The following is a 15,022-nucleotide window of genomic DNA, read 5'->3' on the forward strand; positions in this document are numbered from 1 at the left end:
GCAAAAGACCCTGCGCCCGGAGCGGTCGCAAGGCCATGGGCTACGCAGTACGACTCAGCGTCTGCGCCCAAGTGCGCGCAGCCATTGCGCAGTACTACGCAAGCCCGCTCAGAAAAACACGCTGCGGATCAGCGGCGCGGCCAGCACGCTGACCAGCCCCGCGATCATCATCACCAGCGATGCCACTACTCCCTGCACTTCACCCAGCTGCCTCGCCTTGGCCGTGCCGGCACCATGCGCAGCGGCGCCGAAGATGGCGCCTTGCGCCAGGCGGCTGCGCACCGAGGGCAGGCAGGCCAGCACGGTCTCGCCAATCGCCATGCCCATCAGCCCGGTCATGACCACAAAGATCGCGGCAAGATCCGGCGGCCCGCCCAGCGCGCGCACCGCATCCACGGCAAACGGCGTGGTCACCGAGCGCACCGCCAGCCCCTTTTGCAGCATCACCGGCAAGCCAAAGCCGCGCGCCAGCCAGACCGAGCTCAGCACCGACGTCACCACCGCCGCCAGCACGCCAACCGAGATCGATAACCAATGCTGGCGCACCAGCGCACGGTGATCGTAGATCGGCAGCGCGAAGGCGATGGTGGCCGGGCCAAGCAGCCACATCAGCCAGCGTGTGTCGGCGATATAGTCGCGATACGGCACATGCGCGGCCAGCACCAGCGCGATCAGCACCACCGGCGTGGCCAGCAGCGGCATCAGCCACAGCCGCGCACGGCGCGCATAGAGGCGCTTGTTGAAGTAATAGAAGGCGACGGTTGCCACCAGGCTCAGCGCCGCCAGCACGGAGTCATGCATGGTGCTGCTGCCGGTTGTGCGTGGCACGGCGCGCGCGGCGCGCCAGCCTGAGTTCGAGGCGGACCACCTGCTCCACCACCAGCGCCGTCACCACCATCACCGCGAGCGTGCTCAAGGCAATCACGGCGCAGATCCGCCAACCCTGATGCCGGACCAGCTCCGGATACTGCACCACCGCCAGCACCGCCGGGATAAAGAACAGCAACATCTCGCCCAGCAGCCAGTCCGCCCCGCGACGCACCCAGCCACCGCGCACCGCCCCGCTGAACAGCAGCGCGGCCAAGGCCAGGAGCCCAAGCAAACCAGCCGGCAATGGCAACCCCAGCCGCCCGCGCAGCCAGTCCGCCAGCAGCCACAGGGCCGACAGCGCCACCACCTGGGTCAGCGCGATGGCGCCAGTGCGCAGGCGGGCACCGGGTGGCTGCGGCAAGGTCGCGGAGGTGGAGGTGGAGGTGGAGGTGGAGGTAGAAGTGGATGAAGTGACAGTCACAGCGCGTGGCATCGGAACATTCAAGCTATGGCGCCACGCAAGGCGTGGCAGTGACGCTAGTGTACGAAGCGCACTTCGATATATAAAATGAATATAAATTATTGATTCGATGCCATATTGGAATGGCAAGCCGTGATCACCCACGCACGCCACATCCGAGGAGCCCCCATGGATATCCGCGCCCTGCGCTACTTCGTTGAAGTCGTCCGCCAGAACGGCTTCACCCGCGCCGCCGAAACCCTGCATGTGACCCAGCCGACCATCAGCAAGATGGTCAAGAGCCTGGAAGACGAACTCGGCGGCCCGCTGCTGCTGCGCGAAGGCCGCACGGTACAGCTCACCGACGCCGGCGAGGTCGTCTTCGCCCGCAGCCAGGCCGTGCTGGCCGAAGTGGCACGCCTGCGCCAGGAAGTCGCCGAGGTAGACGGCATGGCGCGCGGCGAGCTCAAGGTAGGCATCCCGCCCATGGCCGGCCGCTACCTCGCCCCGGTGATCGGCGCCTATCGCCGCCAGTACCCCGGCGTCAAGCTGCGGCTCAGCGAGCAAGGCGGCCGCGCGCTGGAAGAAGGCGTAGCCACGGGCCAGCTCGACCTCGGCGTCACGGTGCTGCCCGCCGCCGTAGCCGGCCTGGCCAGCCTCACCGTGACCCGCCAGGCACTGGTTGCGGTATTTCCCGCCGAGCGCGCACCACGCCGCGCCGGCGCGGTCCGGCTAACCGACCTCGCCACCCTGCCCTTCGTCCTGTACGAAGACGACTTCGTGCTATATCGCGTCATCCTGGACGCCTGCGAAGCCGCTGGCTTTACACCGCAGATTGCCGGGCAGAGCCGGCATTGGGACTTTATCGGCGAACTGGTCGCCGCCGATGTGGGCGTCGCCATCCTGCCTGCGCCAATTGCCGGGCAACTGGATCCCGAGCGGGTAGCGATCCGGCCCCTGGTTGTACCTGAGCTGGTGTGGGAACTGGGGCTGGTCTGGCGGGAGGGATATTTGTCACGCGCGGCACGCGCCTGGCTGGCTTGTTGTGAGGAGGCGTTTGGGGCGGGGCGAAAGGATGCGGTATGAGCTGATGCGTTGGGACTAGCAGTTCTTGACCGATGGCGCACAAAGGAAACACAATGAAGCTCACCAGCAAGATCTCCCACTATGACAGCAGATGGCCTGCGCTCTTCCTCACCGAGAAAGAGCGCATAGCGAAGGGCCTTGGCACCGAACTTGTCGGTATTTATCACATCGGAAGCACCGCTGTTCCTGGACTCGCGGCCAAGCCAGAGATCGACCTCTTGATTGAGGTCTCAGAACATCGCAACGAGCCAACCCGAGACAGTTTCATGAGCGCACTGGGTTACATTCGGGGCAGCGATCTGTCAGCCGGGCACCATTTCTATCGTCGCGATATAGATGGGGTGCGAACGCACAAGGTACATGTATGTGTCAGTGGCCACTGGCAGATTGAGAGAATGCTCCGATTTCGCAATCTTCTTAGGAACGATCCCGCCATTCGACAGCAGTACCAGGATTTGAAATTTGAGCTCGAAGCCAGCAACCGCGGCGGTATCGCCGAGTACCTTGCGAAGAAGGCCCCCTTTATTGATGCCTTGATGGGATCGCGTCCAAGTTCAGCGAAGTGATAATGGCGCAAGGGAGAGGTCAAGACCGATCTATAACAGCCTCCTTCCTGCCACGACGGCTTCGACGGCGGCCTTATGGATCGACAAGTCCAGACGAGATAGTTTCGGATTCACGTGGCTCTGTCGAGCGGCCGCGATTGGCGACAGCAGCCTATGAAACCTTCTTCGCAGCCTGAATATGGCCGGCGGACATCAGGAATTCAACGGATCTACCAAACGGACGCTCCATGTCCGGCGGCTCAACCGACATGGTCAACCTTGGCATGGACATTTGGTCGAGTAGCGAATCGCAAAGCTCGGCGTAAGCTGTCCACAACCTGTGCATTCCTTCAGCGGGAGTACGGGGTTATCTCGGCGGACCGCTCAAGCCGGCCTGGTTAGCGCTCCGATTCGCACACGAACCTCGCGTAAAGCCGATTGAAAGAGCGGGTGGCATTGTTCGGGCAAGTCCCGCTGCAGCGGGTGCCAATAAAATGCAAACGTGTGGCCGCCGTCGTCGCTAGTCTCGAAGGTCCACTCGTCAGGCAATTCCGCCCCCGACTCGCACAGTTGGAAAGACCAGATCTGTTCCTGATAGGACGCGTTCCAAAGGCCGAGATCCGAAACCACGTGAGCGTCGCAAATACCTGACTCTTCACAGAGCTCACGAATTGCTGCCTCCGGCGAAGACTCACCGTGCTCAATGGTGCCCTTTACCAACTGGTGGCCTGCGGCAGGATGCTTGAATGCGAGGATATGTACGATACCGTGACGACTGTGCAAAACAATCGGGCACGCTTTTGTTGCGATCATGTGGCTCCTTGAATAAATTCCTCAGGAAAACTCACAGTGTTAACGTCGATCGCTAAACACGGCAGACCTTGAACCAGTTCTGGATGCGATATCTTCGTAGGTACTCACCGTGAGAGTCTTCTCTAACAGCTCGGGGTGGGATTGAAAAAATCCGGAAAGCTTGGCTGGATAGCTGCTCGTAAACCGAATCAGCTCAATAGTATTTGAGAATGTCTCGACTGGTCCAGCTACGCGAAATTTGCTCTGCACATAGCGCTTGAGTATCCTCAAAACGCGCACGTACAAAGACGTCTGGATCATCAGGATCCAATTCGCATCCCGGAAGAACGGAAGCAAGCGCTTGTCATATGATCCCTCGACAATCCAGCATTTCCCCGATCTCACCCGTTCCGTGGCCTCATCAATCAATTCGTTCGATCGCTTCAAATAATCGCCGCTATCCATGTCCCAGTAGATTTCATCGAACGGGATGTGTGGGATACCCGTCTCTCGCGACAGGCGACGTGCGAGCGTGGTTTTTCCCGCACCGGAAGGGCCAATGAAACATATTTTTAGATTCCCATTTTTCGCTGACATATCGATACTCTCTTAATGTGCGTCTGCCTAGAATCGAGGCTCTCAGCATGAGCGAGGTGGATAGATTAGGCCCACGATTATCGCCAATCCAGATTGCGATGTCGACTGGTAGCGCTGGCGCGCGGTTCTTTCTGTTCGCGCACACCGTGTCATTGTGTGTGGATAAGCGAGAGCCGCCAGAATCGTCCGCCTGGCCTGAACGTCTCAGAGTAGCCGGGATCGGCGGTGCAGGTGGACGACGGTAGCCGCATTTTCCCTTTGCCAACCGCGCCTACTTAAGGAGCACGATACGTCCGCGCACAAACCGCTCAATCTGCGACGCCGTTTTGTCTGGCGCAGCATCGCTTCGAAACCGGGCGCATGACAACGCCATGAATTTTGGAAATCGCTCTCGTATCCGTCGCTCCTCGCTTGCCCTGTCACCGGGTAGATACGGTCTCAAAAGTTGCCGTTGCACGATGATCTCGACACACGGCTCCAACTCGAATGCTGGCAGCAGCAAGGAGGTCAGTGCATTCGATTCGATGGCGCTACGCAGAGCCTGATACTCGTGGTCAATGTCTTCTGGGTACATCAGAAAGCCCGAGGATAGGGCCAAAACCGTGGGGGCTGCGAGCGAGCACCTGACCCTCCGGTAAACAGAAATATTCTGCTTCGCATAAAGCACGTAGCCCAACGTTGCGATGAACGCGCCGATGTTCCCTTCGAATGACATGAAGCGCTCGTCCAGGTCGATGAACTGCCACCCGAGCCGCTGAGCCAGGACGGGACCGACAGAGGTCTTCCCGGCTCCGCCGGGCCCGACGAGATGAAGAACGCTTGTCAATTTTCACCAAAGCACGAATCTGCGTGAGTTTTTAGGCAATACAGGTGGTAGGAGTCAAGGAAAATTAGCGCGTACAACGCCTAGCACCTCCCCAGCGTACGGCATCGCACAGACTTCCGCTACAGCGGCACGTAACATACCTTTTCGGCCCCCCCGGCCCATCAGCCGGCAGAGCAGTTGCACCGCCGATTCTGCCAACGCTGGTGTTTGCCATTGCCATCAGGAGTAGCCATGACGACAGAAGCTGAGAAGAAGCTGTGGGCAGAGTTCGACGATATCGCATCCAAGAGCGAGAATGAAGACGTTCAATCCATAGTCAAGGCCATCAAGCTGCATGCGCAAGTGATGAGCCTTCGGCTCGGTGCTCTTGAGGCGAACGCAAATAGCTCGGCCAAGCATCCGGCAAAGTGACGCGGGCCGGTGCGATCGCCTCGTGCCTGGCACGGCAGGCCCTTGCACTGCCCCATCGACACCTGCCTCCCTGGGCTTGCACAAGAAACCCATGCAAATGCACACTAGCGTACCGACCTGATCCCTGTCCGCGCCCATTGTTGGGTTAGATGCCGATCCGACAAGCATGGAGTCCTTCGAGATGGATGCAAGCCCAATCTCGCAATCTCGACGTCACAGATTGATGAGGAGGAGCAACTCGGCCTTTGCGCGGACGAAGCGAAGGCGATAGCAAGGCGACTGAATGAACGCCCGTGCAAGACACTAAACTTCGATACACCGGCTGAACGATTCCATCAAGCTGTTTCATCGACGGGTTGAATCTGCCACCAACGACGGCCATCCGATCGAGCTACTCTCTACGCAAAGCCCAAGTCAATCCGGGCTCAATTCGAGCGCTGCTGCCGGTGCCGATTCAGCTAGCTAAGGTATGAGCCGGGTATTTGCTTCAGTTCTCCATCTGGTCCGAGTACCCCGATGGATGCGTTGTCTACGGCAACTTGGAGACCCGATGGCACCGCGAAGAACTTGGCCAAATCTGGCCGGTCAACACCGAGTTGATAGAGCGAGGTTTTGAAGAAGCGTGTCGGGTCCTGTGAACCAGCGTTGTCGTCCAAGTCTGTGAGCCACCAGCCAGAGTCCGTGTCCTGGCCGGGTCCGCGCGTCAGCAGTATTCGCCTTGCAGTCTTGTAGTTCACGTGCACGACAGCGCTCTGGCGCAACGATGGAAAGTGAGGTTCCACCTGAGGCGAGAGGCTTTGAACCATATCTTTCTGATGGCGTAGGTGCATCAGCGTGCTGTCAACCGCGTCAATGAACTTCACAGGGACAACCCTCATATCGGGCTCCATCACCCGTAGATATCCGGCCGGCCCCTCTTCGAGCATCGTGAGCATCCATCCGACTTGCAGGCTCTCACCGCCTCGGAATCTCTCGCCGTCGGCAACCCGCTGTTAAAGAAATCTTAGAAACCAAGTGACATCGTCTGTCGGAACCACGCGGTTTGATACCCGAACCTGAAATTCCGGATGATTGAACCGCTTGCAAGCTGTAGTCGCGTAGACCACTGCGGCATTTGGTTCCTCCAGAGGTACCTTTTTGCCGAACGACGAGAACAGTGAGCGAAGACGCATGATTCCCCTGTTTCAGGTGACTGGCGGCACAACAGATACTGAATGGCCGCAGTCTAAAGGCCCTTCCTGGCCGGATTTGTCAACAAACGACAGCTCCTTGATCACGGCAGCGGAATCGATGAACGCTGAAACCTGAGTCGCGGCGGATGGCATCAGCATCCGATATTCATCACTCAAAAATTCCGTGACCTCGACCTCCGACCACGGACCGAGCGACGCCGTATAGTCGCAGAATTCCTCCTGGATCTCACGCCATGACAAGTAGGGCTTTCTCGACAGAATTATTCTCGTGCCCGCGTAGATGATGTGGATAAACGCCATGGATAGTCGATACTCGATGTGCACTATATCTGTTCTTGGCCGCAAGCGATCTTCTCAAGCCGCGACGCCCACTTCAAGCAAGCGCCGCGCAAGCAATGCCTGCGAGCGGTTCGCGAGATTGCACAGCAACGTCATCATGCCCGGCTGCGCCAACACTTCCATATGCGCGGGACTCGGCCGCGTCCAGCTACTCCCTTCCGTAGCAAGCCATATGTCAATAGCCCAAGCCAGATCCTCACGAGTTCGCTCATCCGGCTCGCATAGCTGCCCCACAAAGGCAACGCAAACCAGATAGTCCCATTTCTCCCGCCTGGCAATCCTCAGCGCCGTGATGTGATCTCCGTATTGCTCGAGCATGCCGCGTAGCTGGGCGAGCGAGACAAAAGCACCATGCCTTACGCACAGAAGAGCGGCAGTCCTGCGAACCCGGCGAGAGGGGTCTTGCATGGCGCGAGCGGCGATATCGTCTTTGGTGGCCGGCGCGAGCTTCGCCATGAGAATCAGGGCCTGCGCGCGCACCTCCACGTGCGCCGATTGTGTGTGCTGCCCAATGACTGGCAACGCCTCTTTGCCTTGCAGTTCCCCGAGTAGAGACAACACCGCTCTGATCTGCCCGGGTCTCAGGCGTCCCGAATCCAGGGTGTCGACGCAGTGACGCAAGACATCAAAGCCGCGCTGCATCAGCCACCGCGCCGTGCTATAGCGCAGGCTGCCCTGGGGATCAAGGAGCGCGCGCTTAGCGAAGTCCATGGCAGCGTGGTCGTCTTGCTCAAGGATGGACCGCAGGGCGGCGCGGCGCACAGGCCCAAAGGTAGATGTCATTGCCAGTTCAATGCAACGCTGCTGCTCCGCGTGCGGAACCTTGTCGATCAGATTTGCTGCCTGACGGGCAAGAACAATATCGCCGGATGCCAAGCCAAGCCTAACAAGGTCGACGATAGACTGGAGCCCATGATCGAGGCAAACGGCAAATGCGGCGCGGCGCAGCCTCATATCCGTGCTGGACAGTGCGCCGGAGATAGCTGCGCTGCCGCCTGCCTGGACAAGCTGCTGTTCGAATTTGGCAAGCCAGGGGCCATGATCGGTGCGCATTGCCTGGGTCAGGCTCCGGAGCTTCGGTAGCAGCGGCGCGAAGAGTTCGGCCGGCGTCGTCGCAAGCAGCGTGAGCAGCCCATCGCCGGCGACCTTGCGAACCTGGGGCACCCAGTCGTTCAGGCGGTCTGCGATGGGCGCAAGGAATCGCGGGTCGCCGATTTCCACGCACCGGGCAATGCCTGCCTCCCTTACGTAGCCGGAATAGTGGCAAATCGCCTCCGCCAGCAGTTCGCGATCATCGGTGGCCGCGATCCGCGCGAGCGCGGCCCGAAGAGGAACCGGATTGCTCTTGGGGAAGTAGATTGTCTCGTGCGGTGCATGCGCAGGAGGCCGTAGGCAGAAGATCTTTGGGATCAGACTCATTTCCGTTCAATCGTAGGTTTGTTGACAAATTCCCTGCCTCACAACGCGGTTTTCTACAAGGAAGAGGCCCTGTAGATTCCCCTGCGGGCCTGCGGACGAGACCAGCATCAAAAATGCCAGAGCAAGAAAACGAACGTTCATCGACGTAATCGGAGTTATTCCGGACAAGTTTCTGTAGCTTGCTAGTTCCAATCCGAGATTGAACCGGTGCCTCTGCCGATCGAGCCATCAATACTGAAACACCAACTGCAACCCCGCCGTCACCCCCGCCGTATGGAACGCCGCCGGCTTATAAACCGGCATACCCAAAAACAAGTCATACGACACCGCCCCCAGCTTCGACCCCAGCCCGCCTCTCAGCCCGATCACCGCGCCCGCCAGCTGGGTACCCACCAGCCCCTCGGTCGACGGCCCAAACACCCGCCCATAGTCCAGCCCGGCATACAGCGCCTGCCCGCTCCCGCCCAGCGGCGCCTGTAGCTCATTGCGCCAGTAGAAACCGCGCTCCCCCGCCAGCAGGCTTTCGCCATCGAAGCCGCGCACCGTGTACCGGCTGCCGATGGTCAGCGCGTCGATATAGAACAGCCGGTCATTGGTGAACTGCCCGCGCACGGTAGTGACATAGCGCAGCGACTGCTCCGCCAGCTTGAACGGCACCGACAGGTTCGCATCCAGCACGGCCATGCGGTAACGCCAGGTGGGGCCACCCAGCTGGGCCAGCGTATCGGGCTGCGCGCCAAGGCCGGCCACGCCCTGGCGGTAGGCCAGGCTGCCGTCGAACTGGGCGGCGCCGAAGTAGTGGCGACCGGTGATGCCCACCTCCACCACCGTGTTGTTGCGCCGCTGCTGCTCGATCTCCGTATCCTCGATAAAGCTCTTGCCAAAGCGCTTGGACAGCCGGAACTGCAGGCCAAGCACATCGTTCTGGCTGCGGCTAAGCACCCGCTGCAGCTTGAAATCCACCGTCTGTGAATTGCCGCTGGAGACAAAGGTCTGGTTGACGCCGGCAATCTGCTGGTAATAGGTGCTGGAATACGCCGACACCGTGCCCGTCCAGTAACCCCACGGCACCGAGTAGAAGCCGTTCCAGCCATGCGTGCCGTGGCGCCGGTCGCCAAAGGCCAGATCCTGGCTGTAGCCCACGTTGAACAGGTCGTTCAGGCCCAGCGGGTTGTCAATGCCCACGCTCAGGTTGCCCTGCAGCTTGCCGGTGGAGCGCGTGCCCGAGTTGTCCATCGACGCCACCACCGTCCACGGCTTGGTCCGCTTGACCGCGATCACCACGTCGCTCTGGCCCGGCACGCTGGTGGGCACAACCTGCATGTCCACATCCTGGCTGGTCACGCGCTTCATCTGCTCCAGGCCTTGCTCCAGGTCCCGCAGGTTCAGCAGATCGCCTGGGCGCGCTGGAAACGCGCTCTTCCAGGTGCCCCGGAGATCCGCCTCGGCAAAGCGCAATTGCCCGATCACGCCGGGGATCAACGCCATGCGCAACGTGCCGGTGCTCAGGTCCTGCTCGGGCAGCAATACGCGCGTGGTCACATAGCCCTGGCCAAGGATGACGTGCGACACGCCCTTGGCCAGCATGTCCACGCCCTGCTTGCCGATGCAAGCCCCCTGGTAGTGATCCAGCCACGCACGGGCAAAGGCGAACGGATCCTGCGGCAAGGCAGACGCGCCGCGCGCATGCAGCGCGGGCGGCAGCTCCGCCGGGACGTCAAGCGCAAAGCGCTCGATGCGAAAGCACGGCTGCTCGACCGGCAACGCGGGAAACCCCTCTGCCGACGGCTGCGCTGCCCGCACGCCCGGCGCCTGGACCGCCTGGGCGCGTTCGCGGGCTTCCTGCTGCTGGCGCACGCGCTGCTCCTGTTCGGCGCCGGAGAGGATGGCGGCCTGACCCGGATTGGCGGGAGGCACCTGGGCACGCAATGACGTGCTGGTGTAACCCGCACCACCCGCCACCGAAAGCATGGCGGCAATCATTCTTCTTCTGATCTGCATGAAAGCTTGTATTTGCGTGACCAGGCGTCACGGCATGTTTGGCATCTGCGCGGCTAACCGCTCACGCCATTAATCGAAACCGATGCAGGTAAAACCCCGCTGGCGCGGCTCGACCCGCTTGATCTGCACCGGCTTGACATCCGTCTCGTCCGTCTCATCGAACACCGCGATATGGCAGTAAGGCTTGTTCGCGCTCACCGCCTGCTTCCAGATGGAAACCTTCGCCGACTCCTCATCCGGCCCCGGCCTGCCATGCGCGACGTACTTGTGACCCGCCTCCGGCTTGAACCGCACCATATCGCGGCAGCGATGAATGCCGGATGCACCGTCAATCGCAATCACCAGCGGACGCGCGGCACGCACGCGGATGCTTGGCGCAGCGGACTGCGTGTTCAGGATGGCATCGCCCTGGTAGCAGCCCTTCTGGTTCACTTGCGGAATGGTCATGCTGAAGCCGCCGGTTCCATAAAGCTCGGCAGACGGATCGTCAGGGCCGAGCGGCGGCGCAAGCGTGGAAACCGATGTGCAGCCGGCCAGCAGGGCCGGCAGTGCGAGCATGGCGAGACGAGAGAATTGACCCATATGGCGACTTCTTTATATTGGCTTGATGACAACGCCGGGAAATGCACCCCCGGATACGACGTCCGGCCAAGGGGACGCGCACTCTGCGTTACGCACAACGCCCGCGACCCCAGCCCGACAAGACAACAACCGCAGAGCGCTACTCCACGCTAGCCGGAGCAACCGCAGAAGCCGGTGCGGCTTCCGCCGCCGCCTCGGCAGCCTCCTTAGGCGGCGCCTCCTCCTTGATCACATAAGACGGATCGGCAACCCAACGCCCCAGATCCTTCCCGATGGCAACGGCTGTACGGTCAAGGATGGAACACGTCCCCTTGAAGCCACCCCACATCCCACCCACCGACCAACGGTTGATCTTGGTATTGCGGATCACCTTGCCGCCTTCAAGTAGATCGGCAGTCACAGTGATAGCTTTAGGGCCAGTCCAGGCACCGCCGCCAACACCCAGGATGTGGGTGATCTGCAGCCGGAGCACCTGCGCACCGTTGGCATCGCCAGTGGACGCGACCGTGCCGTCGCCGGTCTTGTTCCGCTTGCGCAGCACATCGCCGACGCGGGTGGTCAGCATGTTCTCGATCTGGCATTCGGACTTGACCTGGTCGACTACGCTGGCGCCCGGAGCGTAGGTGACTGGGGTTTCCAGGAGGACTGGGCTGGCTGCGAGAGCGGTGGTAGTGGAAAGGCAAAGGCCGATTAAAAATAGATGCTTCATGATTTTGTTTTTAGATAAATTTAAAATTAATGTAGCTCTATGCGCCAACGTCATATTGCGATCGTCATATTCAATGATCCGCGCACCGGAAAATCGAAATTACGCGCGAAGGACTCTACAAACCACATCTACGTCCAGATTTCGTTACCTACGCCATCTATCCAGATGGCTCCTCCTCGGCAATCGTAACAAGGTCATCAGCGCGATTGCGCGAAATGGCAGACGAGAATGGAAAAGGCAAAGCGGCCACCATTGGCTCTCGTTTCTCGAGTACCCGATGTACCGACTCAAGAGGCTCACCGGCGATCGCCTCTGGGCGCGCCAAGTCACCGCCCAGGCAACCGAAGTGGCGAGCCATGTAGGTGAACTCATCCGCATGCCCGTTCCCGCACACCCGCAGGCCGTCCGCATCGCATGAAATTTGGATCACAGGATGATTCGATTTATGCAACAACGCCTGATTACGTCAGAATAGAGAATATCACCATACGAAAATAGAGTTTTATTTCAAATAACCCCTAAAACATTAATATCAATCTTAAATTCCTCTACCTCATCCATCGGAATATCCTTAAGCATCTCAGACAAATCATTATTTTCAAGTAAATCTTCAATAGCCTTACGATGATATGCTCCTGCCTGCTCTGATCCGCGCCCAGCATCAAGAATAAGAGTCAACACCTCAAGCATCAACCTCTCTACCGGAAGCTCAAAAGAGTTATCCAATTCATCATAGGCATACCCAACCTCACTCTCGCCCTCGACCCATGAGCTTTTATTATTGAGCTTTGACCTGCAATAGCTGTAATAACGAGAAAAAATCCATGCTCTCATCACGCTGTAAGAAACGCGATCTTCCATCACGGCTCCTTTTTTGCGGGAGAATCATAATGTTATTATTCAAATATTTACCGTGATATTTTGATATTTGACTATAGTTGATGATAGTCACCGTGTCATTGGCGACAGCGCTCTTGGTGGTAGCTGCCGCCTTGCCTGGGCTGCCAGTTCTTTCGTCAGAAATAGTCAATCACGATCAATGACTACACTCCACGCATGTCAATAATTGATGAGATCTTTCCCCAGTGGATAAATAAGCCGGCGCTCTCTCTGATGGACAAATCGAGCAACAACGCTCTTCTATTAATTTATCGTGAAAATCTCTTCTAATTTTTTCATTTTCCAAATCCCACGCACCTGCATTCACTCCATCAACATTTAGACATTGAAGCCATACCTGTACTATTCGCTCTTGAGAAAACACTGCACCAACCGCCCATGTCAGATTCTTGCAGACATGAGTTCCAATGCTTAATTTCGTTCTCAATTTCACCGCAGGAGACAGCTCCGGAAAGTCTAACTTCCCCATCTGTGCAATTGTTGTTCTGGTCGATATATTCAACCCATCGTCAAATACAATAGACCCAGAATCAAAATTGATCATGATGATACACATGAGTTACCCCATGCAACCCTAACACGGACATAACGTTAAACACTAATTTATTGCAATTGTCACAATCAAATTATCGAATTCCGGTGCTGATTTTCCATCGCTGCAGAGCAATTTAATTATACCCACATCGTTCTCAACAATCATTCCAGAATTACCAATCCAAGCCTGCATAATCCCATCAACTCGCCACACATTCCAAGCCTTAAAAACAGTTTCCGATGCACATGAAATCTCCATATCAACAACATCTGGACTGGTGTCTCCCCATAGAACGATGTCCTTCTGCTTCTGGCCGGCGACAGCGATGTGACCAAGATCAACCTTTAATCTGATCCCTTGAACTGGAATGTTTTTTGCTGATATTCGCTCCACACGGACATGCCATTTCCCCGCCGCGAGAGGGAGCCGATAAATTGGCACCACAACCATATCACCCAGAATTACTGGCTGTGCCTTTGACTCTTGAAACAACTTGGCGAGCGTTTTTGTATGCATAATTTCTAGCATCCATGTCTTCTAACTTCCATAGAAGCGCTGGTCATGTTCTAACATGAAGGTGCATGCACGAGCTGATGCACGCGTAAGACTATTCTGAGCACCTTCCTCTGTGACAACTACCATCCTTGCTTACGAATATGGGCCAGTTTCCAACAACAGAATGATCAATATCACCGGTTTCGACGAAACGGCGCGTTTGATACGGGAAATACCGATCCCCCATCGGCCTCCAACTATCTTAGTTGCCCCACGCCATCCAAGTTCGCGTTCTATCCTTTCGCGCAACTCGATTTCCGTCGGATTCCCATTAATCATGGCTGTCATTTTGGCAACTTCGGAACGCACATTGTTCCCCGAGAAGTAATCTTGACAACGGACCGGACTCGGGGATGTACGTTATCGGCCCAAACTCCGGATCGTTCAGTGCCATGTATTGACCAACCACCATGCCAGCATCGAGAGCGATTTTCCGAGATTCAGATGTTCTCTTTGGATAGATAACCCAGTTTGTTGTTCCGGGAAACATTTCTCGCGAGTGTCCTTCCATGACCCACTCAATCTCTCCGCTGTATGTTTCTACGGCAAATCTAAGTCTATTAATTACCTCCGGATCTTCATTCTCAAATCGAAAGCTAGTATAAGGCGGCATCGCCGACCTATCTTCCATTTTCGGTTGCTGACCTCTAAATTTAATTTCTGGATACCTGGATTCAAATTTTTGCCAGGCGAGCGGACCAAGGGTCTCGATGAAATTCAACAACTCCCTCCCCTCAGTCAAATCAATGAATACCATTATTCCAATCTCTGAGTCTTTCGAACACGGTGATCTCACCTGGATTTACATAGTCATTATTCTCCTCCGCCAGGCAATGGCGGATTTCGTTCCGGAATCCAATTGGAAGGCATTTCCAGCATTTGAGAATAATCCACCTTCCAGATATCCACCTCAATCGGGCGATGTTGGCTATCTACGAAAAGCGTCGCAAATACTAGCGTGCCGTCCTTGTCTAGCGCTTGTGCCGAAGCCACCATCGTCTCATGCCCATTTTTTTCGCATTGATTGGGCAAGCAAATACGGAAGCTACCCATACCACCGTCTTCCATAGGCTGAACTTCTAACGGCGTCTTCATCAAGAAATCGCCTCTTCCTTCAACTTGACCTAATTTTCCAAGGAAACCCAGAAGATTAAATTCGGCAGCGGAAATATTTCGATTCTTCATTCCACCTCACCTCTTACTGTTATTCTGCCAACGTTTATTTTTTCGTCACCGCCCTTAAATGCAAGCAATAACCGTCA

19 protein-coding genes are annotated in these 15,022 nt (G+C 57.4%); 3 read left to right on the top strand and 16 right to left on the bottom strand.

What is annotated here, in order from left to right:
* Window positions 1-108: 108 nt before the first annotated feature.
* Window positions 109-801, bottom strand: a complete 693-nt coding sequence (locus F7R26_RS30095; RefSeq protein WP_150990697.1) for an LrgB family protein — start codon at window positions 799-801, stop codon at window positions 109-111.
* A complete protein-coding gene (locus tag F7R26_RS30100; RefSeq protein WP_150990699.1) occupies window positions 794-1,303 on the bottom strand; it encodes a CidA/LrgA family protein in 510 nt (169 codons plus the stop codon). The genes F7R26_RS30095 and F7R26_RS30100 overlap by 8 nt, the downstream gene beginning before the upstream one ends.
* Window positions 1,304-1,459: 156 nt before the next feature.
* Here F7R26_RS30100 and F7R26_RS30105 point away from each other — a divergent pair, with 156 nt between their 5' ends.
* Window positions 1,460-2,356: a LysR family transcriptional regulator gene (locus F7R26_RS30105; RefSeq protein ID WP_150990701.1), complete on the top strand. Its 897-nt coding sequence runs from the start codon at window positions 1,460-1,462 to the stop codon at window positions 2,354-2,356.
* Between the two features lie 53 nt (window positions 2,357-2,409).
* The gene (locus tag F7R26_RS30110) at window positions 2,410-2,922 is read left to right on the top strand and encodes a GrpB family protein (protein ID WP_150990703.1); all 513 of its coding nucleotides are present in this window, start codon (window positions 2,410-2,412) and stop codon (window positions 2,920-2,922) included.
* Between the two features lie 363 nt (window positions 2,923-3,285).
* Here the strand turns inward: F7R26_RS30110 and F7R26_RS30115 are convergent, their stop codons facing one another.
* The 3 genes from F7R26_RS30115 to F7R26_RS30125 form a co-directional block, all read right to left on the bottom strand.
* The gene (locus tag F7R26_RS30115) at window positions 3,286-3,714 is read right to left on the bottom strand and encodes an NUDIX hydrolase (RefSeq protein WP_150990704.1); all 429 of its coding nucleotides are present in this window, start codon (window positions 3,712-3,714) and stop codon (window positions 3,286-3,288) included.
* A 39-nt stretch (window positions 3,715-3,753) separates the two neighbouring features.
* Window positions 3,754-4,290 (bottom strand): AAA family ATPase, encoded by a 537-nt coding sequence (locus F7R26_RS30120; RefSeq protein WP_150990706.1) that lies wholly within the window; start codon window positions 4,288-4,290, stop codon window positions 3,754-3,756.
* Between the two features lie 271 nt (window positions 4,291-4,561).
* Complete coding sequence (locus F7R26_RS30125) at window positions 4,562-5,116, bottom strand: shikimate kinase (protein ID WP_150990708.1); 555 nt, start codon at window positions 5,114-5,116, stop codon at window positions 4,562-4,564.
* A gap of 231 nt (window positions 5,117-5,347) precedes the next feature.
* Here F7R26_RS30125 and F7R26_RS30130 point away from each other — a divergent pair, with 231 nt between their 5' ends.
* Entirely contained in the window at window positions 5,348-5,527 is a 180-nt protein-coding gene (locus F7R26_RS30130) for a hypothetical protein (RefSeq protein ID WP_150990710.1), read from the top strand.
* A 458-nt stretch (window positions 5,528-5,985) separates the two neighbouring features.
* Here the strand turns inward: F7R26_RS30130 and F7R26_RS30135 are convergent, their stop codons facing one another.
* The 11 genes from F7R26_RS30135 to F7R26_RS30185 form a co-directional block, all read right to left on the bottom strand.
* A complete protein-coding gene (locus F7R26_RS30135) occupies window positions 5,986-6,462 on the bottom strand; it encodes an immunity protein Imm33 domain-containing protein (RefSeq protein WP_241754585.1) in 477 nt (158 codons plus the stop codon).
* 249 nt (window positions 6,463-6,711) lie between these two features.
* Entirely contained in the window at window positions 6,712-7,020 is a 309-nt protein-coding gene (locus F7R26_RS30140; RefSeq protein WP_193692182.1) for a hypothetical protein, read from the bottom strand.
* A gap of 54 nt (window positions 7,021-7,074) precedes the next feature.
* Window positions 7,075-8,478 (bottom strand): hypothetical protein, encoded by a 1,404-nt coding sequence (locus tag F7R26_RS30145; protein WP_150990712.1) that lies wholly within the window; start codon window positions 8,476-8,478, stop codon window positions 7,075-7,077.
* Window positions 8,479-8,706: 228 nt separating this feature from the next.
* Window positions 8,707-10,461: a ShlB/FhaC/HecB family hemolysin secretion/activation protein gene (locus tag F7R26_RS30150; RefSeq protein ID WP_416351346.1), complete on the bottom strand. Its 1,755-nt coding sequence runs from the start codon at window positions 10,459-10,461 to the stop codon at window positions 8,707-8,709.
* A gap of 87 nt (window positions 10,462-10,548) precedes the next feature.
* On the bottom strand, window positions 10,549-11,061 hold the full coding sequence (locus F7R26_RS30155) for a hypothetical protein (protein ID WP_150990714.1): 513 nt from the start codon (window positions 11,059-11,061) through the stop codon (window positions 10,549-10,551).
* A gap of 139 nt (window positions 11,062-11,200) precedes the next feature.
* Complete coding sequence (locus F7R26_RS30160) at window positions 11,201-11,770, bottom strand: hypothetical protein (RefSeq protein WP_150990749.1); 570 nt, start codon at window positions 11,768-11,770, stop codon at window positions 11,201-11,203.
* Window positions 11,771-12,277: 507 nt separating this feature from the next.
* Entirely contained in the window at window positions 12,278-12,631 is a 354-nt protein-coding gene (imm2, locus tag F7R26_RS30165) for an Imm2 family immunity protein (RefSeq protein ID WP_150990716.1), read from the bottom strand.
* A gap of 175 nt (window positions 12,632-12,806) precedes the next feature.
* On the bottom strand, window positions 12,807-13,214 hold the full coding sequence (locus F7R26_RS30170; RefSeq protein ID WP_150990718.1) for a hypothetical protein: 408 nt from the start codon (window positions 13,212-13,214) through the stop codon (window positions 12,807-12,809).
* 54 nt (window positions 13,215-13,268) lie between these two features.
* Entirely contained in the window at window positions 13,269-13,733 is a 465-nt protein-coding gene (locus F7R26_RS30175) for a hypothetical protein (protein WP_150990720.1), read from the bottom strand.
* A 298-nt stretch (window positions 13,734-14,031) separates the two neighbouring features.
* Window positions 14,032-14,481, bottom strand: a complete 450-nt coding sequence (locus F7R26_RS30180; RefSeq protein ID WP_206702533.1) for a hypothetical protein — start codon at window positions 14,479-14,481, stop codon at window positions 14,032-14,034.
* 92 nt (window positions 14,482-14,573) lie between these two features.
* Window positions 14,574-14,945 carry a DUF6984 family protein gene (locus tag F7R26_RS30185; protein WP_150990724.1) on the bottom strand — a complete coding sequence of 124 codons (372 nt, stop codon included), beginning with the start codon at window positions 14,943-14,945 and terminating at the stop codon, window positions 14,574-14,576.
* Window positions 14,946-15,022: the final 77 nt, after the last annotated feature.

Origin of the sequence: Cupriavidus basilensis (genome assembly GCF_008801925.2) — a bacterium.
In the GTDB taxonomy this organism is placed as follows: domain Bacteria; phylum Pseudomonadota; class Gammaproteobacteria; order Burkholderiales; family Burkholderiaceae; genus Cupriavidus; species Cupriavidus basilensis.